The sequence below is a fragment of the Gordonia jacobaea genome (genome assembly GCF_965344965.1).
In the GTDB taxonomy this organism is placed as follows: domain Bacteria; phylum Actinomycetota; class Actinomycetes; order Mycobacteriales; family Mycobacteriaceae; genus Gordonia; species Gordonia jacobaea.
In genome coordinates this window covers 164,650-184,769 of the sequence record NZ_CBDRLS010000008.1, presented here as the reverse complement: position 1 = coordinate 184,769, position 20,120 = coordinate 164,650, and the positions used below count along the sequence as shown (strand labels likewise).

Here is a 20,120-nt window from a genome sequence, read left to right as displayed (position 1 = left end):
CCCCGGCCCCATGCCGGGCCGTGCCCCCGCACCCGACGAATCGTCGGACGCAGGGCCACGGTCGGAGTTGACGAAAGGCAACGGGCCTACAGCGCGTCTGCGCCGCGCTCGCCGGTTCGGACGCGAACGACCGATTCGACCGGGGAGACCCACACCTTTCCGTCACCGATCTTGCCGGTTCGCGCGGCTTCCACGATGACATCGACAACTTTGTCAACGGCCGCGTCGTCCACGACGACCTCGACTCGTACCTTGGGAACGAAGTCGACCGAGTATTCGGCGCCTCGGTACACCTCGGTATGGCCCTTCTGGCGACCGTAACCCTGCACCTCACTGACGGTCATTCCCAGAATTCCAGCCTGCTCCAGGCCGGCTTTGACATCCTCAAGCGTGAACGGTTTCACGATTGCGGTGATGAGCTTCATTGGTTATCCCTCTCCACAGGAATCAGCGTAGTAGTCAACGACCGGGGATTCATGCCAGTTCGTACGCGGTCTCGGCATGTTCGGCCTCATCGATGCCACTCTTCTCCTCATCAGGCTTGACGCGCCAGCCCAGCGGCTTGAGCACCAGAGCGATGATCGTGGTGAGAACACCGGTGAACGCGAGCGCGAATGCGGCGATCACGATCTGCACGACGAGCTGCTTGTAGTCGCCGCCCCAGAACAGGCCGGTGTCCTTGGCCAGGAACCCGATACCGATGGTGCCCCAGAGTCCTGCGACGAGGTGAACACCCACGACGTCGAGCGAGTCGTCGTAGCCGAACTTGTTCTTCAGTCCGATGGCGAGCGCTGCGAGAGCGCCGGCGATCACGCCGAGGATCAACGAACCGACCGGCGTCAAAGCGCCACAGGCGGGGGTGATGGCCACGAGTCCCGCAACGATGCCCGACGCCGCGCCGACGCTGGTGGCGTGCTTGTCGCGCACCCACTCGACTCCGAGCCAGCCGATCATCGCTGCCGCGGTTGCGGCGGTCGTGTTGACCCAGACCTTGCCTGCCGTCATGTCCGCGGCGAGTTCGGAACCTGCGTTGAAGCCGAACCAACCGAACCACAGCAGTGCGGCACCGAGCATCACGAACGGAATGTTGTGCGGACGGTATGCGGTCCTGCCGAAGCCGACGCGGGCACCGACGATGATGGCCAGCACCAGACCGGCCATACCGGCGTTGATGTGGACGACCGTGCCACCGGCGAAGTCAATCGGCGCGACGTTGGCGGTTCCATCCGAGTTCGTGCCGAACATCCATGAGGCGAAGCCCCTTTCGGCGTTCGACATCAGGCCGCCGCCCCACACCATGTGGGAAAGCGGGAAGTAAACGATGGTGGACCACAGCACGGAGAACACCAGCCAGGTGGAGAACTTCACGCGCTCTGCAACCGCACCCGAAATGAGGGCGACGGTGATGACGGCGAAGGTGAGCTGGAAAGCCATGAAGACGATCGCGGGCACATGGGTTTCGACGCCGGTCCACAGCACATATGTCGGCTTGTCTTCGGTGCCCGCGGTGTTCATCAGCTGATCGGATCCGAAGAGCGAGAACGGATTCGCGAAGATGCCCCAGATATCGGACTCGCCGGTGACTGTATTTCCGAACGACTGCGAGAACCCCCACAGAACGTAGACGATGCTGACCGTCGCGACCGAGCCGAACGACATCATCATCATGTTCAGAACTGCTTTACCCCGAGACAACCCCCCGTAGAAGAAGGCCAGCGCTGGAGTCATCAGAAGAACCATCGACGCACTGGCCAGCATCCATGCTGTATTGCCGGCGTCAGGCTCTCCGAAAACACTATCCGGTAGTGCAGAGACCACTGTAGAAAACCTCCTCAGAGCGCGCCGACGGCTCGGCGCCTGCAAAGACTCTGTCCGGAAGTGGTTTCAGCTGTGGTGCTCCCGTGTTTCGAGCGTGTGAACCAAAGCCCGATTCACATTTCGCGAAGGTAAATCGCCAGGTGAATCGGACATGGCTTCAAAGGTTTTTCGCAGCTTACAGAAGCGCGTCGATAAACGCTTCCGGGTCGAACGGCGCGAGGTCGTCGGCTCCCTCGCCGAGCCCGACGAGCTTCACCGGGACGCCGAGAACCTCTTGGACGTTGAACACGATGCCGCCCTTGGCGGTTCCGTCGAGCTTGGTCAGGGCGACGCCGGTGATGTCGACGACGTCGGCGAAGACCTTCGCCTGAGTCAGTCCGTTCTGGCCGACCGTGGCGTCGAGGACGAGGATGACCTCGTCGACCGGAGCCTTCTTCTCGACGACGCGCTTGACCTTTCCGAGCTCGTCCATCAGACCGGTCTTGGTGTGCAGACGTCCCGCGGTGTCGATGAGCACCACGTCGACGCCCTCGTCGATCCCCTTCGCGACGGCGTCGAATGCGACGGCCGCCGGGTCGGCTTGTTCCTTGCCACGAACGATGTCTGCGCCGACCCGCTCGCCCCACGTCTGTAGCTGATCTGCCGCCGCGGCACGGAATGTGTCTGCTGCGCCGAGCAAGACGCGCCTGCCGTCGGCGACGAGGACGCGCGCGAGCTTGCCCGTCGTCGTCGTCTTGCCGGTGCCGTTGACCCCGACGACGAGCACGACCGCAGGTGTGTCGGCATGGGGAAGCGCGCGGATCGAACGGTCGAATTCGGGGTGCAGTTGCTCGACGAGCACCCTGCGCAGCAGGGCGCGAGCGTCGTCGGCGTTGCGCACCGGATTGGTGGCCAACTCGGTCCGGAGCCGTTCGATGACCGCTTCGGTGGTAGCGGAGCCGAGGTCTGCCATGACGAGGGTGTCCTCGATCTCCTCCCAGCTCTCCTCGTCGAGGTCGCCTGCACCGAGAAGCCCGAGCATGCTCTTGCCGATCGCGCCCTGCGACCGCGACAGACGCCCACGGAGGCGACCGAGTCGGCCCGCCGTCGGCTCGATCTCGTCACGCGGCGGCGCGGTGGCAGCGGCCTCCTCGTCTTCGATCTCGTCGATCTCTTCGATGATCTCGTCAGGGCTCTCACCGACCGACTCGACGATCTCCTCGAACAACGGCGTGGTGACCGACGAATCGATGTCCTCGTCGAGCGGCACCGATTCACTGGTCAGCGCCGACTCTGCGGTGGTCGCAGCGGTATCGGTGGTGCCTGCGGTAGCGGTGGTGTCTACGGTCTCTGTGGCGTCCGCGGTCGGCGCAGCGGTGGCAGTCGCAGAGCTATCGGTCGTCTCGGTGTCGGTCGTCTCGGTGTCGGTCGTAGCAACGTCGGTCGTAGCGGTGTCTGCCGTCTCGACGTCGGCAGTGTCGGGCAGCGTGACGTTGGTGATGCCGCGGCGTTCCGAGTCACGCGGCACCGATGCGTCGTCGCCGACGCCCGGCTGACCGTCGACCTCGGTCCGCTCAGTGGGCGCGACGGTCGGCTCGGGTGGTTCTGCGACAGCGGTTCCCGACGCCGCGCCACCCTGGCTGAAGCTGAAGCCCGACGACGCCTTGTACCCGCCTGACCGGTCGACCTGCGGTTTCGAGCCGTCGACCACTTGTGTCTGCTCGTCGTCGTGCAGAGAGATGCGTCGACGACGCGCGAGGACGAGACCCGCGACGATCAACGCGAGGATGACGACGACCGCGATGACGATTCCGATGATGATTCCGGTGTTCACTGCTTCTCCAGTTCTTCCCGCATATCTCGGGCTGCGTTGTCCATCGTGCTCCTCCGCCGACTAGCGGAAGGGGCGTTCTCTATGTTGTCGCACTGTTGGTCGTCGCTGTGTTCGCGTCTGAAACGTCGGATTCCTGCCCGCCGACGTCGCCTCCCCCATCGGTGTCACCCGCTACCTGCGGCGCGGTTGCCGTGACTGCGACGTTCTGGCCGCGCAGCCGCTGCGAGATCACGGTCGTGATGCCGTCGCCGCGCATGCTGACGCCGTAGAGCGCGTCCGCGACCTCCATCGTCGGCTTCTGGTGGGTGATCACGATGAGCTGAGACCGCTCACGCAACTGCTCGAAGAGGGTGATCAGGCGGCGCAGGTTGGTGTCGTCGAGCGCAGCTTCGACCTCGTCCATCACGTAGAACGGTGAGGGTCGCGCACGGAAGATCGCCACGAGCATCGCCACTGCGGTCAGCGACTTCTCGCCACCCGAGAGCAGTGACAGCCGCTTGACCTTCTTGCCGGGTGGCCGCGCCTCGACCTCTACTCCCGTGGTGAGCATGTCTCCGGGTTCGGTGAGGATGAGTCGACCCTCGCCGCCGGGGAACAGCGTCGAAAAGACTTGGGAGAACTCGCGTTCGACGTCGGCGTAGGCCTCGGTGAACACCTGCAGAATGCGTGCGTCGACGTCCTCGACCACGTCGAGAAGGTCTTTCCGCGCGGCCTTGACGTCCTCGAGTTGCGCAGACAAGAAGCTGTAGCGCTCTTCGAGGGCGGCGAATTCTTCCAGCGCAAGGGGATTCACCTTGCCGAGAGTGTTGAGGTCCTTCTGCGCTTTCTTCGCGCGCGCTTCCTGCGTCGCGCGGTCGTACGGCAGCGGCGCGGGTGCCACGACGCTCTCGCCGCGCTCCTTGGCCTGCTCGTACTCGGAGATCTCCAACGCCGACGGCGGCATCGGAACATCCGGGCCGTACTCGGCGATCAGATCGTCGGGCGACATCGCGAAGTTCTCGAGAACCTGCTCCTCGAGTTGCTGGATGCGCAACGCGGACTGCGCTCGGGCGACCTCGTCGCGGTGCACGGAGTCGCGCAGCGCGTTGAGCTGATCGGTGAGTGCCGCCGCTCGAGTCTTCAGCGCTTCGAGGGTTTCGGTACGCGCGGCCTTGACCTGCTCTAGCTCGTCGCGACCCGCTTGCGCTGTTGCGACCGCGCTGATGAGACGTTCGGAGACCGCGGTGGCCGCCTGGGCGACCTCAGCCGCGACCTGCGCCGCGACCCGGCGAGCCTCGTCTTGGCGTCGGGCACGCTCGCGGGAGTCACGTTCACGTTGGGCCGCACGACGAAGCGAGTCGGCACGGCCACGCACCGACGCGAGGCGTTCCTCCGCGGTACGCAGTGCCAGACGAGCTTCCATCTCACTCGAACGCGCACCCGCGACGGCAGCGGCTGCCGCCGAGCGCTCGCCCCCGTCTCCCCCGACCTCGTCGGGTTCCGACGTCGACTCGTCACGCGCCAGGCGCAAGCGTTCGCGCAGCTCGGCGAGGGTGGTGAGCATGTCGCCGCGACCGTCCTCTGCGCGGTCGCGCTGCCGGGTGAGCCGATCGGCCTCCGACTGCGCCGCGCGGACCTCCTGACCCAGTCGGGCGAGTTGCTCGTAGGCTCCGCCGACGGCCGCATCCGACTCGTGCAGCGCGGCCAACGCCTCTTCGGCGGCCTCGCGACGGGCGCGCTGTTCGGTCAGTGCACCTTCGAGGGCCGCCTGCGTCTCCTCGGTGGTCCGATGCGCCGCGGCGAGATCTGCGGTTGCGGTGTCGATCGCCGAGGTGACCTCCAACGTCGACGGTCGCCGCGACGATCCGCCCTCCACCGACGCGGGGCCGATGCGGTCACCCTCACGCGTGACGCATCGGAGGCCGTGCCGTACCGCGAGGTCGACGCCCTGCTCGGCGTCGTCGACCACGACGACATCGGAGAGCAAATGATCGACGGCACCCTTGATCTGCGACGGCGCGGTGACCACCGAGCTCGCCCAGACGGCGCCGTCGGGCAACGTGACCTCGCGACGCGGCGCGGCGTCGTCGAGTCCACCGAGGAGCAACGACGCCCGTCCGCCATCTCCGGTCTTCAACGCCTGCAGCGCGCGGACGGCAGCCAGCGCGTCGACGGTCGCAATCGCGTCGGCGGCGGGCCCCAGCGCTCCTGCGATGGCCGTCTCGAAACCGGAGTCGACAGCCAGCAGGTCAGAAACGGAGCCCGCCAATCCCTCCGGCGCGTTCTCGAGCAGCCACGCACCGCCGTCGTTGCGTTCGAGGCCCACCGAGAGCGCCTCGATCCGCGCGGCCAGCGACGCGATCCGCTGCTCCGCCTCACGTTCGGCGGCCTGCAGCGACGCAACCCGCTCATTCGACAGATTCAGCGCCGCGACGCACCGCTCGTGGTGTTCGTCGAGACCCTGCTCAGAGGCCTCCATCTGACTCAGCGATTCGGCTGCCGAATCTTGTTGCTGCGCAGCAGTTTCGGCGCGTTCGACGGCCGCTGCGATCGCAGCGGTGAGGCGCGACGCCTCGGCGTCGACGCCGTCTGCCTTGGTCTGCAGGCTCTCGACCTGTCCTTCGAGCCGCGCGAGTCCTTCGCGTCGATCGGCCACCGCACGTACCGCGGCCATGTGAGCCTGCTCCGCCTCCGCGGCGACGCGCTCGTACTCCTCGAGTTCGAGCTTGGACACCTCCAGCGACTCGGCGGCGAGCGAGACAGCCTCGGCCATTTCGGCCTCGGTGAGTGCGGCCTCCTCGGCTTGGCGTTCGAGTTGTTCCGGATCGGGACCGCCAGAGCTGACCGTCGGCTCCGCGAGGTAGCGGCTGCGTTCGGTCGCGACCCGATTGGTCGCGTCGACACGCTCGGCGAGCGCCGACAACCGGAACCACGCCTGGCCTGCCGCCGCGGCAGCGGGAGTGACCTGGGCCAGATGGTCGGTGTGCTCGGCGACCTCGGCGTTGACGGCGTCGAGCTCTGCGGTGACCTCGTCGGAGCGTCGTCGAATCTCTTCCTCGACAGCGGTGTGCTCGGCCATCTCCGTGCGTCGGGTCACCAGATCGTCTGCGGCCAACCGCAGTCGTGCGTCGCGGAGATCGGCCTGCACCGTCTGGGCTCGGCGGGCAACCTCGGCCTGCCGTCCGAGCGGTTTGAGCTGGCGTCGCAGCTCGGCGGTGAGGTCGCTCAGACGCGCGAGATTGGCCTGCATCGAGTCGAGCTTGCGCACGGCCTTCTCTTTGCGCTTGCGGTGCTTGAGGACTCCAGCCGCCTCTTCGATGAAGGCACGACGGTCCTCCGGCCGCGATTCCAGAATCGCGGCAAGACGGCCCTGCCCGACGATGACGTGCATCTCGCGCCCGATTCCCGAGTCGGACAGCAACTCCTGAACGTCCATCAACCGGCACGAACTCCCGTTGATCTCGTACTCGCCCGCACCGTCGCGGAACATCCGTCGCGTGATGGATACCTCGGAGTATTCGATCGGCAGAGCGCCGTCGGAGTTGTCGATCGTCAGCGTCACCTCGGCCCGACCGAGAGGCGGCCGACCCGACGTCCCAGCGAAGATGACGTCTTCCATCTTGCCGCCACGCAGCGCTTTCGCACCCTGCTCGCCCATCACCCACGTCAGTGCGTCGACCACATTCGACTTACCCGAGCCGTTGGGGCCCACCACGCAGGTGATGCCGGGCTCGAATCGCAGAGTCGTGGCCGACGCGAAGGACTTGAAGCCCTTCAGGGTCAGGCTTTTCAGGTGCACGACCGTTAAGCCTACCCATCACCCGATGCAGGCAGGCGCAACCGGGCAGGCGGTTGATCGGCGGATTAACGCTCGACGAATCCTTGCAGGTCACCCCGTGGCGCGTCGAACCGTTCGACGACGAGGTCGACGCGACCGGGAGTGTCGCCGGAACGCAGCAGGTCGAGGAGCGCATGTACCTGTGGTTCGGCCCCCTCCGCGACGACGAGCACCCGCCCGTCAGCGAGGTTCGTCGCGGAGCCGACCAGGCCGAGCTCCAGGGCGCGCGAGCGCGTCCACCACCGGAACCCGACGCCCTGGACCTGTCCGTGAACGTGCGCGGTCATGCGAACGACCTGGTCGGAACCACTCATCGGGGTGTCAGTCGCTCTCGATGACGAGTTCGACCTCGGTGCCCGCCTTGAGCGTGCGACCCACCGTGCACACCGAGTCGATCGCGCGCTCGACGACCACCAGCAACCGCTCCGCAGCGGCGGGGTCGAGTTCGGACAGGTCGACGTCGAGCACCTCGCGCAGGTGCGGGTACACCTCGTTCTCGCGGTCGGCGTCGCCCGAGACGCGGATTGTCGCGTCGTAATCGTCACCGAGGCGACGTGCCAGCGGGCGGTCCGACGACATGCCGGTGCACGCGGCAAGCGCGATCTTCAGCAGCTCACCCGGCGTGAACACACCGTCGACGTCCTGCGAGCCGATCAATACCTCCGCGCCACGCGAACTCTTGCCGGTGTAGCGACGCGTCCCGGTCCGCTGCACCCACAACTCGGTGTGTGCCGAGCCGGCATCCGACACCTGCGGCGCCGCTGTGGTCGCGGACGAATTCTCGCTGGTCATCTGCGCGATGACTCCCTTCGCAATCGACGACGGCGCACCCGAGGCGCCGCTCGCAATAGTAGAACTGCTTCCGATGCCGTCTTATGCCGCGACACCTCTCATACCGCGCGCGATGAACCGCTACTGCCGGGGCCTGGGCTGGCACTTCGGACAGAAGAACGAACCCCGGTTCATGAACTCCTCACGCCGCATCAGCGTCCCGCATCGTCGACACGGCTGGCCCGCCCGGCCGTAGGCGTTCAACGAACGCTCGAAGTAGCCCGACTGTCCGTTGACGTTCACGTACAGCGCGTCGAACGACGTCCCGCCCACCGCCAACGCGTCGCTCATCACCGCCGTCGCGGCGTCGAGTAACTCGGCGAGCTTGCGTCGAGAGATGCCGTCGGTGACGCGCGCGCCGTTGAGCCGCGCTCGCCACAGCGCCTCGTCGGCGTAGATGTTTCCGACGCCGGAGATCAGCGACTGATCGAGCAGTGCGCGCTTGACCTCCGTGTGCTTTCCGCGCATTCGACGCACCACCTCGTCCCTGTCGAACCCGGAGCCGAAGGGGTCCGGCGCGATATGGGCAATCGAGCGCGGCAGCGATGCCGGGTCGCCGGGCAGTTCGGTGTCGGCGTCGGCGGATTCGGCGTCGACATAGTCGTCGAGATGCCACCCGCCGAAGGTCCGTTGGTCGACGAACCTCAACTCGTTGCCGTCGTCGAGCGTTGCGCGTACCCGCAGATGCGTGTGGTCGGGTGCGCCGACACGGGCGACGAGCATCTGCCCACTCATGCCGAGGTGGACGACGAGCGCGAACCGGTCGACGCCGTCGGGGGCCTCGAGGTCGAGCCACAGGTACTTTCCGCGTCGACGAGCAGCGAGAATCGTTGCGCCCCTGAGTCTTCCGATCAGGTCGGGTGCATCGCCGACGTGCCTGCGGACAGCGCGCGGGTGTAGGACCTCTACGTCGGTGATCGTGCGCCCGACAACATGCTTCTCGAGACCGGCACGGACGGTCTCGACTTCGGGAAGTTCAGGCATCGCTCACGGCGTCACGCTCGGTGAGCGCCTGCCATGCCAGGGATGCGGCCTTCTGCTCGGCTTCCTTCTTGGTGCGTCCCACACCTTCACCGAGTTCTTCGCCCGCGATCACCGCACGCGCGGTGAACTCCTTGCTGTGATCGGGGCCGGTCGAGCTGATCTGGTACTGCGGGGGTCCGTAGCCACGCTCGGCGGCCAGCTCCTGCAGCGAGGTCTTCCAGTCGAGTCCCGCGCCGAGTTGGCCTGCGCGGTCGAGGATCTCGTCGAAGAGGTCGAGGATGATGCGCTGCGAGGTCTCCAGGCCGTGGTCGAGATACATTGCGCCGAAGAGAGATTCGAGGCCGTCGGCCAGAATCGAATCCTTGTCGCGGCCGCCGGTCATCTCTTCGCCGCGTCCGAGGAAGAGGTGACGACCGAGGCCGCCCTCGCCGAGCCCGCGTGCGACGTCGGCCAGTGCGTGCATGTTGACGACGCTCGCCCGGATCTTGGCCAGCTCACCCTCGGGACGATCGGGGTATCGCAGGTAGAGCCGCTCGGTGATCACCACGCCGAGAACCGAATCGCCGAGGAATTCCAGCCGCTCGTTGGTCGGCAGCCCGCCATTCTCGTAGGCATATGAGCGGTGCGTCAGCGCGAGTGTGAGCAGTTCATCCGCGATCGGCGTCCCGAGCGCCTCCAGCAACGACGCGACACCCGCGGAGTCGGCACCCAGAGAAGCGACGGCATCGTTGCTGCCTCCGTGAGGTGCAGGCGACGCCGCGTCGTCGACACCGGTCACGCCGAGCCCCGTTCGCCGCTGTCGGAGTCCTGCGACCCCTTCTGCTCCAGCGAACCGAACTTGTCAGCGAGCTTGGCCCAGCGGGGATCGATGATCTCGTGGGAGTGGCCGGGTTCCGCGACGGCGAGCCGCACACCGCATTCACTGCACAGGCCTGCGCAGTCCTCACTACACAACGGTGACATCGGGAGTTCGAGCGCAACAGCGTCGATGACGGCCTGCTCGAGGTCGATCCTGTCGTCGACGATCCGATGGATGTCCTCGGAGTCGGTCGTCTGCTCGGTCTCACTGTCGGGGTAGGCGTACAGCTCGGTCAGGAACACCGTCACCGTGCCGTCGACCGGTTCCAGACAACGCACACACTGGCCCTCGGTCTCGCCGGAGACGGTGCCCGTGACCAACACGCCCTCGGACACAGATTCCAGCCGCAAGTCGAGGTCGACGTCGGAATCCGCGGGTATCGCGATCATCTCCACGCCGATCCGATTGGGAGCGACGACCGTGCGATGGATCTCCTCCATCGTCCCCGGACGCCTGCCCAACGATCGGATGTCGAGGACGAAGGGATCGCGCTGCGCTTGCGCACCTTGAGTCACTGCATTCTCGGCCACATGTGCACCATACGCCCGACCAGGTCATTCATCGAACGACCCGGCGCGCCGCTCAGACCGCGAGCGGCGAGCTGTGGTCGTGCAGATCCGCCGAACCCGATCGCGCCTGCTCAGCACTCGTCCGACGAGCACCTGCGTCGTCGACGCTGCGCGGGTATTCGACGTAGTCGTGCATGCCCGCGCCGGTACGCAACTGGTGGCGTCCGCGGTTGACCGAACGGAGGGTCCCGGTGAGGATCTCCTCGAACTCGGCAAGCTTCTCGTCGACGTACACATCGCAGTCGCCGCGTAGTCGATCCGCCTCAGCGTGCGCGGCGTCGATGATCCGCTCCGCCTCCGACTTCGCAGCCGCGACGACCTCGGTCTCCGAGACCAGTCGCTGCTGCTCGGCGATGCCGTCGGCGACGGACTTGTCGTAGGTGTTGTTGGCCGAGTCGATGGTCCGCTGCGCCTCGGCACGTGCACGTCCGGTCACGGCGTCGAACTCGCGTGCCGCGCTCGTCGACAGCCTGTGAGCTTCCGCGCTGGCCTCGTCGACCAAATTCTTGCCGTGCGCGCTGGCCTCGTCGACCATCCGGTCGGCCTGCGCCTTCGCGTCGGCCAGGAGGCGGTCGGCTTCGGCACGGGCGTGCGCGAGCATGGCGTCGGACTCCGACTCCGCGGTGGTCACGACCTTGTCGGCGTGATCGGCGGCATCGCCGAGCATGTTTTCGCGCTGATCGAGCACGTCCTGAGCGTCGTCGAGCTCGCCCGGAATCGAGTCCTTGATGTCGTCGAGCAGCTCGAGGACATCACCACGCGGCACGACACAGCCGGCCGTCATGGGAACACTTCGTGCCTCTTCGACGATGGCCACGAGTTCGTCGAGAGCTTCAAATACCCGGTACACAGCTACCCCAATCCGGCTCATGCCATTACTTGTCAGTGAGACCTGTGTCGTGGTGACGCGGGTCCGCCTGAGACTGATGTGACTATTGTGCCGAATGTGATCGCTGGGATTATGGAGCCGGATGATATGGGCGTGTCGCCTGTGACGATTGTGACGTTCCGTCAGTAGCGAATGTCAGACGGTCCGCTCCCCCGCCAGGACCGCCTCGAGGCGACGGTGGATGTGCGGTGCGAGGTACGGCGACGCGTCGCCACCGAGCTTCGCCACCTCTTTGACCAGCGAACTCGAGACGTGGGCGAAGCGCGGATCGGTGATCATGAAGACCGTCTCGACGTCGGCGAGCTCGCGATTCATCTGTGCCATCGGCAGTTCGTAGTCGAAGTCGACGCCCGAGCGCAGCCCCTTCACCAGGACTCCGATGTTCTTCTCGGTCAGATAGTCGACGAGTAGACCGGTCCATCGGTCGACACGGACGTTGGGCAGATCGGCACAGTCCTCTTCGATCAACGCGATGCGCTCGTCGATGCTGAACAGTCCGTGTTTGTTGGGATTGACCACCACGAGAACCACGATCTCGTCGAAGGCCGACGCGGCGCGTTCGACGATGTACCGATGTCCCCTGGTGAACGGGTCGAAGGAACCTGGAATCACTGCGCTGCTCATGGCGTAAACCTACCGATCTCCACGCGCGTCTCTCCGTAGACCTTCGCCACGATGAGGTCGAACTCGTCGGGCCACGTCGGCGGCGACGATCGCGCATCGCGTTCGACGACGACGAGCGCGTCGGCCGCGAGCCAGCCGTCGGAGCTCAAGCGCTCGAGATCGGCCTCGACGTCTGCGGTGTCCAGCGCGTACGGAGGGTCGGAGAACACCAGGTCGAACGGCTTGCCTGCTCTCGATGCGGCAAGATACGACCCGACCGAGGAGGTCACCACGTCCGAGCGACCGGCCAGATCGAGCGAGCGCAGGTTCGCGGCGATGACCGAGGTGGCCCGCTTTCGACTGTCGACCAGGACGGCCGACGCCGCACCGCGCGAGAGGGCCTCGATCGCAAGCGCCCCCGAGCCCGCATAGAGGTCGAGGACGCGCGCGTCGTCGAAGTCGATGCGCGCGGCGAGCGCACTGAACAGCGCCTCGCGCACCCTGTCGGAGGTCGGGCGGGTGCCGTCGTCGGGCACGGTCAGCCGTCGCCCACCGAGAGCGCCTGCGATGATCCTCGTCATCGTTCGTATTCTGCTCGCGATACCCGCCCGACGAGAACGCCGGGTCTCGGCGTCCGACACCGACAAATCACACAAACGTGACCCCTATCACAATCAGGTGTTGAACAGCGCCGACGCCGGGGTTTCGGTGTCCGATTCCGACAGCAGCATGACTTCGCCGACACACATTGTTAACGTCAGGAACGTTATGAGCCCCTCCTCAACGAGAACGGCCCCATCAACTGTCCTGACGATCGACTATCGGACGCCGACGGTGTCCGACGGAACCAGACTCTGGGAAATTGCCTCGGATTCACAGGTTCTCGACGTCAACTCGAGCTACGCCTATGTGCTGTGGTGCCACGACTACGCCGACACCTCGATCGTCGCCGAAGTCGACGGCCGCGCAGTAGGTTTCGTCACCGGCTATCGACGCCCGGCTGATCCGTCGACCCTCATGGTCTGGCAGGTCGCCGTCGACGACGATTTCCGCGGCCACGGCATCGCAGCAAAGATGCTGCACCAGTTGTTCGATCGTGTCCGGCGCAGTTCGGTGGTGGCCATGCACACCACCATCAGCCCCGACAACGTTGCGTCCCAACGTCTTTTCGCGTCGGTCGCACGAGATCGCGGCTTGGACTTCGTTCGACGCGACCTGTTCGCCGTCGACGATTTCCCGGATGCGCACCAGCCGGAGGATCTCTACATGCTCGAGCCGAAGGTCGGCGAGCCCTAATACTTTTACCGCGGGGTTTTCTCACTGGCGGACGTGTTTCCCGCCGGTACGTTCTCGCTGGTAGCGGCTAACGCCGGCCTTCCGATGAACAGTCTTCGGCGAGACCATCCGCGACGGAGAGCCGTTGCGCCCGAACACAACCCGCACGCGTCGAACAGTGGCGCGCCGCGAGAGTGAACGCGTACATGCGCGTCCCCACAGCACTTCTCGAGAGCTTCGCTCCGAAGTGACTGTGGCACAGAGTTTTCCCACATTGGAGGATGCACGATGCAACTTCTCGACACCACCATCGACGACTCGGTCTTCACCCAGAACGAGTCCGAGGTCCGCAGCTACTGCCGCAACTGGCCGACCGTGTTCGGTCGGGCGCGTGGCTCGTGGATCACCGACACCGAAGGCCGCGAATACCTCGACTTCTTCGCGGGCGCAGGCGCCCTGAACTACGGGCACAACCATCCTGTCCTGAAAGAGGCTCTCCTCGAGTACATCTCGGCGGACGGCATCACCCACGGGCTCGACATGGCTACCGTCGCCAAGGGGCAGTTCCTGGAGACGTTCCACGACAAGATCCTGGCGCCCCGTGACCTCGACTACAAGGTCCAGTTCCCCGGACCGACCGGCACCAACGCCGTCGAGTCGGCACTGAAGCTGGCTCGCAAGGTCACCGGCCGCGAGTCGATCGTCAGCTTCACCAATGCTTTTCACGGCATGACGCTGGGATCGCTCTCAGTGACCGGCAACTCGATGAAGCGCGCAGGCGCGGGCATCCCGCTGGTGCACGCCACGCCGATGCCCTTCGACAACTACCTCGACGGCACCGTCGAGGACTTCAGTTGGTTCGAGCGTGTGCTCGAGGACTCCGGCAGTGGCTTGAACACCCCGGCCGCCGTCATCGTCGAGACGGTCCAGGGTGAGGGCGGCGTCAACGTCGCGCGCGCCGAGTGGCTGCGTGGGCTCGCCGAGTTGTGCAAGCGCCGCGACATCCTGCTCATCGTCGACGACGTCCAGATGGGCTGCGGGCGTACGGGTGAGTTCTTCTCGTTTGAGGAGGCGGGCATCAAGCCCGACATCGTCACCATGTCGAAGTCGATCAGCGGTTACGGACTGCCGATGGCGCTCGTGCTGATCCGTCGGGACCTCGACGTCTGGGCGCCCGGCGAGCACAACGGCACGTTCCGCGGCAACAACCCCGCGTTCATCACGGCCACCAAGTCCATCAACGAGTTCTGGTCCGACGACCAGCTCACTCGCGACGTCCACCGCAAGGGACGCCAGATCGATGAGGTCTTCTCGACGCTGTCGGAACGCCACGAAGGCTTGTCGACGCGAGGACGCGGCATGGTGCGCGGCCTCGTCTTCGACGAGCCGACGCTCGCGGCCAAGGCATGTGCGCGGGCCTTCGGCTCCGGACTGCTCGCCGAGACGTCGGGACCGTCGGATGAGGTTGTGAAACTTCTTCCGCCACTTACCATTTCCACTGAAGAACTTGACCGCGGACTCGGCATTCTCGTCGATTCCGTGGAGGAGGTGATCGCATGATCGTACGTACCACCAACGAAATCACCGGGACCGAGCGCGAGGTCGCCGACCCCAAGGGCAATTGGGTGTCCAAGCGCATCGTCCTCGGCGGCGACGGCGTCGGGTTCTCGTTTCACGAGACCACCATCAACGCCGGCAGCGTCAACGAGTTCCACTACGCCAACCACATCGAAGCGGTGTGGCTGGTGGAGGGAGAGGGAACCCTGCTCGATCGCGAGACCGGGCAGACCTATCCCCTGGCCGCCGGGTCGATGTACCTGCTCAACGGACACGAGCGCCACACGGTGACCGCCGAGACGCAGATGCGCATGCTCTGCGTGTTCAACCCTCCGGTCGTCGGCACCGAGGTGCATGACGAGAACGGCATCTACCCGCTCGTCACCGTCCCGGAGCAACCGAACGGCAAGCACGCGAACGCCTGATCGCGCAGCAACACTTCGCCTGCGGGCCCCGCACTCCCCACCGGGAGGCCGGGGCCCGCAGGCGTCTGTGCCGTCCGGTCTGTGCCTTCCGGAGCCTCGTCTGGAACCGCCGGTCGACGAAACGGCGCTAGCCTGGATGTATGCGCACTCGGTTACAGATCGGCTGGACGCCGGCCGAACCGACACCTCTCGACGACGACCTCGACGCCCGCGTCGACCAGATGCGCCGACTGCTCGACGGCCGACGCGTCGTCGCGCTGACCGGCGCGGGAATCTCCACCGACTCGGGCATCCCCGACTACCGCAGCCCTGGCGCGCCGGTCCGGACGCCGATGACGCTGGAGATGTTCCTGTCGTCACCGGACTTCCGACGCCACTATTGGGCGCGCAACCATCTGGGCTGGCGCCATATGGACGCCGCGCGGCCCAACGCGTCGCATCGCGCGCTCACCGACCTCCAACGTCGCGGCACACTGACGACGGTCATCACGCAGAACGTCGACATGCTGCACACCAAGGCCGGTACACGCGGGGTGATCGAACTACACGGCTGCTACGGGCGTGTGCGTTGCCTCGACTGCGGCGAGACCATTTCTCGACGACGCCTCGCCGCCACCCTCGAATCGCTCAATCCCGGATTCGTCGATCGTGTCTCCGGCCGCGGCGCGATCGAGGTGGCGCCGGACGCCGACGTGACACTCGACGACACGAGCGACTTCGTCGTCGCCGACTGCTCGTCGTGCGGTGGAACCCTCAAGCCCGACATCGTCTACTTCGGCGAGAACGCGTCGAAAAACACCGTGCAACAAGCATTTTCGGCGGTCGACGATGCCGACGCGATGATCGTCATCGGCTCGTCGCTCACCGTGATGTCTGGATTACGATTCGCTCGGCACGCACACCGCACCGGTAAACCTCTCGTGGTGATCAACCGCGGCGTCACGCGCGCCGACGACATCGCCGATCTCAAGATCGATCACTACTGCGCGGAGGTGCTGGCCGAACTCACCCCGCTGGCGGCCTGATGGCCGGATAGACCCGACTGCCTGATCAGCTCAGACTGCGACCAGGTCGTCGGCGTGAATCACGGGGCGGTGCAACTCATTCGGTAGTTCCGACGTCGACCGGCCGACCATCCGAGCGACGTCGTCGGAGTCATAGCTGCTGACGCCGCGTGCGCGCACAGTGCCTGCGGTGTCGACCAATTCGACGACATCGCCGTCGTAGAAGCGCCCGCGCACCCCGACGACCCCCGCACCGAGCAGCGAACGTCGCTTGCGTGCGACAGCCGCGACGGCGCCGTCGTCGAGCACGATCTGTCCGCGCGCGTCCGCGGCGTGCCTGACCCAGAAACGCCTGGCGGACAAGCGTTCCGGCCTCGCCGCGAACACTGTGCCGACCGATCCGTCGCCGAGCGCGCGGTCGGCGTCAGCGGCGGCGGCCAGCAGGACCGGAACGCCCGCGTCGGCCGACAGTCGCGCCGCGGCCAGCTTCGACGCCATGCCGCCGGTGCCCAGCGTGCCACCGGAGCCCGCGATCACACCGTCGAGATCCTCGGGCCCGTTGACCTCGTCGATGAAGCGCGCACGCTCACCGTCGGGTCCGACCTTGCGCGGATCGCCGTCGTAGAGCCCGTCGACATCGGAGAGAAGCATGAGGGCATCGGCGCCCGCGAGGTGCGCTACGAGCGCGGCCAGACGGTCGTTGTCTCCGAAGCGAATCTCGTTGGTGGCCACCGTGTCGTTCTCGTTGACGACGGCGACGGCGTGCAGCGTGCGCAGGCGGTTGAGCGTCCGTTGCGCATTCGCGTGATGGGCGCGGTTGGAGATGTCGTCGGCAGTCAGCAGCACCTGACCGACCGTCCGGCCGTAGCGGTGAAACGACGTGCCCCACGCGTGCGCCAACGCCAACTGGCCGACGCTTGCCGCGGCCTGTTTGGTGGCGAGGTCAGTCGGTCGCTTCTTCAAGCCGAGGGGCGCAATGCCCGCGCCGATGGCGCCCGACGACACCACGATGACGTCCGAGCCCGCTCGCATCCGCGCTTCGAGCGCATCGGTGAGTTTGTCGAGCCGGTCTCGGTCGAGACCGCTGTCGAGGTCGGTGATCGCTGACGATCCGATCTTCACGACGATGCTGCGAGCCGCAGCGATCGATTCGCGGACGTCACTCACCGTCGGTCTCATCTTGCAGCCCACGACGCAGACGTCGCGCTTCCTTACGCTCGGCAGCGCCGACACGCTCCGACCGATCAAGCCGAATGTCGGTGCCGCGCCCCGTGATCGGCACATCGTCGCCCATCGGGGTCGTCGGCTCCCAGTCGAAGCTGACGTCGCCGATGGTGACCGGCGCGCCCGGTTCTGCACCGAGACGGACCAGTTCGTCCTCGACGCCGAGACGGTTGAGACGGTCGGCGAGGTAGCCGACGGCTTCGTCGTTGTCGAACTGTGTCTGCGCGATCCACCGCTCCGGCCGCGTACCGCGCACGATGAAGCCACCGGGCGTCGCGGGATCGGCGACGACCGTGAAGCCACTGTCGTCGATGGCCTTCGGACGGATCACGGCGCGGCGTGCAACAGGCTTCGGATGCGCCTCGCGGTACTCGTCGACCATCGCGGCGAGCGCGTCGGTCAGTTCCTTGAGCCCCTGATGCGCGACCGCGGAGATCCGGAAGACGGGCCAACCGCGTTCTGCGAGTTCGGGTTCGACGAGATCGGCCAGTTCGTTGGCCTCGGGCACGTCGGTCTTGTTCAGGATCACCACGCGCGGGCGCTCGGCGAGGTCGCCGAGGCCGTGGTCGGTGTGCAGCGCAGGTTCGTACGCCGCGAGCTCGGCTTCGAGCGCGTCGATATCGGAGATCGGATCACGGCCCGGTTCCAGCGTGGCGAGGTCGACGACGTGCGCAAGCACAGCGCAGCGTTCGAGATGCCGTAGGAATTCCAGCCCGAGTCCCCGGCCACTCGATGCGCCCGGAATCAGCCCCGGGACGTCGGCGATGGTGAACACACCACCGGCGGTCTGCACGACGCCGAGGTTGGGTTGCAGTGTGGTGAACGGGTAGTCGGCGATCTTCGGCTTGGCCGCGGAGAGCACCGACACCAGCGACGACTTGCCCGCCGACGGGAAGCCCACGAGTCCGACGTCGGCGACGGACTTCAGTTCGAGAACGAGATCACGGTGCTGCCCCTCCTCACCGAGGAGTGCGAATCCCGGCGCCTTGCGCGCCTTGGATGCCAACGCCGCGTTGCCGAGTCCGCCTCGTCCGCCCGATGCGGCGTCGAACGTCGTCCCCTCCCCGACCAGGTCGGCAAGGATCGTCCCGTTTTCGTCGAGCACGACGGTGCCGTCCGGCACGTGGAGGACAAGATCATCGCCATTGGCGCCGCTACGGTGATCGCCCATGCCGGGCGTCCCGTTACCCGCCTTGGCGTGCGGCCGGAAGTGGAAATCGAGCAGCGTGTGCACCTGCGGGTCGACGACGAGCGTCACGGAACCACCGTTGCCCCCGTTGCCACCGTCTGGGCCGCCGAGCGGCTTAAACTTCTCCCGATGCACCGACGAACAGCCGTGGCCACCATTGCCCGCAGCGACGTGAATCGTCACCCGGTCGACGAACCGCGACATGACGTCCTTTCTCGTTCGTGGGCCGAAAGCGCGGGGCGCGCTGTCTGGCCGTCGAACCTGATCTTCTCGTTGTAGAAATACAACAGGGCGGGCCGGGTGCATATGCCCCTGGCCCGCCCTGTCGTTGAGAGCTGTGCTCGAAAACCGCTAGGTCAGGCCTGTGCGGTCTCCGGAACGATGTTCACGGTCTTGCGTCCGCGCTTGGTGCCGAACTGCACCGCGCCCGACTCGAGAGCGAACAGGGTGTCGTCGCCACCGCGACCGACGTTGACGCCCGGGTGGAACTTGGTGCCGCGCTGGCGGATCAGGATCTCGCCGGCGCTGACCTGCTGGCCACCGAAGCGCTTCACGCCGAGGCGCTGCGCGTTGGAATCGCGACCGTTGCGCGAACTGGACGCGCCCTTCTTGTGTGCCATTTTCTCGTCCTCCTGGCTACCTGAGTGTGTTGCAGTGTGGGGATCAGGGGCTGGGCCCCGGAAATTACTTGATACCGGTGACCTTGAGGACCGTCAGCTTCTGACGGTGGCCCTGGCGCTTGTGGTAGCCGGTCTTGTTCTTGAACTTGTGGATGCGGATCTTGGGGCCCTTGACGTGCTCGACCACCTCGCCGGTGACCGAGATCTTCGCGAGCTTGTCCGCGTCGGTGGTCAGGGTCGAGCCGTCGACGACAAGCGCCACGGGCAGGCTCACGCAGCTGCCGGGCTCGCTGTCGATCTTCTCGACCTTCACAATGTCGCCCTCAGCGACCTTGTACTGCTTACCGCCGGTCTTGACGATCGCGTACGTTGCCATCGAAGCTGTCCTCTTACTCATCATCGGGCTCGCTGCGCGTCCGTCGCGCACGAGCGTTGTGGGTGTGTGCGTCCCGGTGCGGGCCGCACGGCATCAGGCATTGCTGCCCAGGATGCTCACGGATCACACCAGAGGGCCTGTCCGCGGGTCTCGTCAGCAGTGCTTATCGCATGACCGGCACAGCTCGAACCCTCCGCGGAAGGCGACCAATCAAGATTACGGGACCGGTCACCGCTGGGTCAAACTCGCCATACCATGCCGGGCCTG

At 66.0% G+C, this 20,120-nt stretch carries 20 protein-coding genes; 4 read left to right on the top strand and 16 right to left on the bottom strand.

All coding sequences use genetic code 11. The features are described 5' to 3' along the window. Window positions 1–86 precede the first annotated feature (86 nt). The 12 genes from ACRVY7_RS22265 to rsmD all read right to left on the bottom strand — a co-directional run bounded on the left by ACRVY7_RS22265 (window position 87) and on the right by rsmD (window position 12,764). Window positions 87–425: a P-II family nitrogen regulator gene (locus ACRVY7_RS22265; RefSeq protein WP_005176661.1), complete on the bottom strand. Its 339-nt coding sequence runs from the start codon at window positions 423–425 to the stop codon at window positions 87–89. Between the two features lie 49 nt (window positions 426–474). After that, window positions 475–1,818, bottom strand: coding sequence for an ammonium transporter (locus ACRVY7_RS22260; RefSeq protein ID WP_049697069.1), 1,344 nt, complete (start codon window positions 1,816–1,818; stop codon window positions 475–477). Window positions 1,819–1,993: 175 nt separating this feature from the next. Further along, window positions 1,994–3,631: a signal recognition particle-docking protein FtsY gene (ftsY, locus tag ACRVY7_RS22255; RefSeq protein ID WP_431818672.1), complete on the bottom strand. Its 1,638-nt coding sequence runs from the start codon at window positions 3,629–3,631 to the stop codon at window positions 1,994–1,996. A 79-nt stretch (window positions 3,632–3,710) separates the two neighbouring features. Beyond that, complete coding sequence (gene smc / locus ACRVY7_RS22250) at window positions 3,711–7,409, bottom strand: chromosome segregation protein SMC (protein ID WP_431818671.1); 3,699 nt, start codon at window positions 7,407–7,409, stop codon at window positions 3,711–3,713. Between the two features lie 65 nt (window positions 7,410–7,474). Continuing rightward, a complete protein-coding gene (locus ACRVY7_RS22245) occupies window positions 7,475–7,735 on the bottom strand; it encodes an acylphosphatase (RefSeq protein WP_049697452.1) in 261 nt (86 codons plus the stop codon). 34 nt (window positions 7,736–7,769) lie between these two features. After that, window positions 7,770–8,240, bottom strand: a complete 471-nt coding sequence (locus ACRVY7_RS22240; protein WP_049697066.1) for an OsmC family protein — start codon at window positions 8,238–8,240, stop codon at window positions 7,770–7,772. Between the two features lie 120 nt (window positions 8,241–8,360). Beyond that, window positions 8,361–9,263, bottom strand: coding sequence for a bifunctional DNA-formamidopyrimidine glycosylase/DNA-(apurinic or apyrimidinic site) lyase (mutM, locus tag ACRVY7_RS22235; RefSeq protein WP_431818670.1), 903 nt, complete (start codon window positions 9,261–9,263; stop codon window positions 8,361–8,363). Continuing rightward, a complete protein-coding gene (gene rnc, locus ACRVY7_RS22230) occupies window positions 9,256–9,975 on the bottom strand; it encodes a ribonuclease III (RefSeq protein WP_049697451.1) in 720 nt (239 codons plus the stop codon). Before rnc ends, mutM begins: the two co-directional genes overlap by 8 nt. 62 nt (window positions 9,976–10,037) lie before the next feature. Continuing rightward, window positions 10,038–10,652: a YceD family protein gene (locus tag ACRVY7_RS22225; protein ID WP_431818669.1), complete on the bottom strand. Its 615-nt coding sequence runs from the start codon at window positions 10,650–10,652 to the stop codon at window positions 10,038–10,040. A 52-nt stretch (window positions 10,653–10,704) separates the two neighbouring features. Further along, the gene (locus ACRVY7_RS22220; protein ID WP_387316192.1) at window positions 10,705–11,541 is read right to left on the bottom strand and encodes a DivIVA domain-containing protein; all 837 of its coding nucleotides are present in this window, start codon (window positions 11,539–11,541) and stop codon (window positions 10,705–10,707) included. 174 nt (window positions 11,542–11,715) lie between these two features. Beyond that, window positions 11,716–12,204 carry a pantetheine-phosphate adenylyltransferase gene (gene coaD, locus ACRVY7_RS22215; RefSeq protein ID WP_049697062.1) on the bottom strand — a complete coding sequence of 163 codons (489 nt, stop codon included), beginning with the start codon at window positions 12,202–12,204 and terminating at the stop codon, window positions 11,716–11,718. After that, window positions 12,201–12,764, bottom strand: a complete 564-nt coding sequence (gene rsmD, locus ACRVY7_RS22210; RefSeq protein ID WP_431818668.1) for a 16S rRNA (guanine(966)-N(2))-methyltransferase RsmD — start codon at window positions 12,762–12,764, stop codon at window positions 12,201–12,203. The genes coaD and rsmD overlap by 4 nt, the downstream gene beginning before the upstream one ends. A 187-nt stretch (window positions 12,765–12,951) precedes the next feature. Between rsmD and ectA the strand changes: the two genes are divergently transcribed. From ectA to ACRVY7_RS22190, 4 genes are all read left to right on the top strand, one after another. After that, on the top strand, window positions 12,952–13,479 hold the full coding sequence (gene ectA / locus ACRVY7_RS22205; protein WP_064869826.1) for a diaminobutyrate acetyltransferase: 528 nt from the start codon (window positions 12,952–12,954) through the stop codon (window positions 13,477–13,479). A gap of 267 nt (window positions 13,480–13,746) precedes the next feature. Beyond that, window positions 13,747–15,018: a diaminobutyrate--2-oxoglutarate transaminase gene (gene ectB, locus ACRVY7_RS22200; RefSeq protein ID WP_431818667.1), complete on the top strand. Its 1,272-nt coding sequence runs from the start codon at window positions 13,747–13,749 to the stop codon at window positions 15,016–15,018. Beyond that, a complete protein-coding gene (locus ACRVY7_RS22195; RefSeq protein WP_049697058.1) occupies window positions 15,015–15,440 on the top strand; it encodes an ectoine synthase in 426 nt (141 codons plus the stop codon). The genes ectB and ACRVY7_RS22195 overlap by 4 nt, the downstream gene beginning before the upstream one ends. Window positions 15,441–15,580: 140 nt before the next feature. Continuing rightward, on the top strand, window positions 15,581–16,465 hold the full coding sequence (locus ACRVY7_RS22190) for a Sir2 family NAD-dependent protein deacetylase (RefSeq protein ID WP_431818666.1): 885 nt from the start codon (window positions 15,581–15,583) through the stop codon (window positions 16,463–16,465). Window positions 16,466–16,495: 30 nt separating this feature from the next. On the opposite strand, the gene proB is transcribed toward ACRVY7_RS22190, so the two are convergent. The 4 genes from proB to rplU form a co-directional block, all read right to left on the bottom strand. Then, window positions 16,496–17,611, bottom strand: coding sequence for a glutamate 5-kinase (gene proB / locus ACRVY7_RS22185; RefSeq protein WP_431818665.1), 1,116 nt, complete (start codon window positions 17,609–17,611; stop codon window positions 16,496–16,498). Continuing rightward, complete coding sequence (gene obgE, locus ACRVY7_RS22180; RefSeq protein WP_431818664.1) at window positions 17,604–19,061, bottom strand: GTPase ObgE; 1,458 nt, start codon at window positions 19,059–19,061, stop codon at window positions 17,604–17,606. The genes proB and obgE overlap by 8 nt, the downstream gene beginning before the upstream one ends. Window positions 19,062–19,213: 152 nt before the next feature. After that, window positions 19,214–19,477 (bottom strand): 50S ribosomal protein L27, encoded by a 264-nt coding sequence (gene rpmA / locus ACRVY7_RS22175; RefSeq protein WP_005205054.1) that lies wholly within the window; start codon window positions 19,475–19,477, stop codon window positions 19,214–19,216. 64 nt (window positions 19,478–19,541) lie between these two features. After that, on the bottom strand, window positions 19,542–19,853 hold the full coding sequence (gene rplU, locus ACRVY7_RS22170) for a 50S ribosomal protein L21 (RefSeq protein WP_431818663.1): 312 nt from the start codon (window positions 19,851–19,853) through the stop codon (window positions 19,542–19,544). Window positions 19,854–20,120: the final 267 nt, after the last annotated feature.

Bases quoted from the DNA above. Each gene is read 5' to 3' on its own strand.
- ACRVY7_RS22265 (WP_005176661.1), bottom strand. From the start codon at position 425: ATGAAGCTCATCACCGCAATCGTGAAACCGTTCACGCTTGAGGATGTC.
- ACRVY7_RS22245 (WP_049697452.1), bottom strand. From the start codon at position 7,735: ATGACCGCGCACGTTCACGGACAGGTCCAGGGCGTCGGGTTCCGGTGG.
- ACRVY7_RS22240 (WP_049697066.1), bottom strand. From the start codon at position 8,240: ATGACCAGCGAGAATTCGTCCGCGACCACAGCGGCGCCGCAGGTGTCG.
- mutM (WP_431818670.1), bottom strand. From the start codon at position 9,263: ATGCCTGAACTTCCCGAAGTCGAGACCGTCCGTGCCGGTCTCGAGAAG.
- coaD (WP_049697062.1), bottom strand. From the start codon at position 12,204: ATGAGCAGCGCAGTGATTCCAGGTTCCTTCGACCCGTTCACCAGGGGA.
- rsmD (WP_431818668.1), bottom strand. From the start codon at position 12,764: ATGACGAGGATCATCGCAGGCGCTCTCGGTGGGCGACGGCTGACCGTG.
- ectA (WP_064869826.1), top strand. From the start codon at position 12,952: ATGAGCCCCTCCTCAACGAGAACGGCCCCATCAACTGTCCTGACGATC.
- ectB (WP_431818667.1), top strand. From the start codon at position 13,747: ATGCAACTTCTCGACACCACCATCGACGACTCGGTCTTCACCCAGAAC.
- ACRVY7_RS22195 (WP_049697058.1), top strand. From the start codon at position 15,015: ATGATCGTACGTACCACCAACGAAATCACCGGGACCGAGCGCGAGGTC.
- ACRVY7_RS22190 (WP_431818666.1), top strand. From the start codon at position 15,581: ATGCGCACTCGGTTACAGATCGGCTGGACGCCGGCCGAACCGACACCT.
- obgE (WP_431818664.1), bottom strand. From the start codon at position 19,061: ATGTCGCGGTTCGTCGACCGGGTGACGATTCACGTCGCTGCGGGCAAT.
- rpmA (WP_005205054.1), bottom strand. From the start codon at position 19,477: ATGGCACACAAGAAGGGCGCGTCCAGTTCGCGCAACGGTCGCGATTCC.
- rplU (WP_431818663.1), bottom strand. From the start codon at position 19,853: ATGGCAACGTACGCGATCGTCAAGACCGGCGGTAAGCAGTACAAGGTC.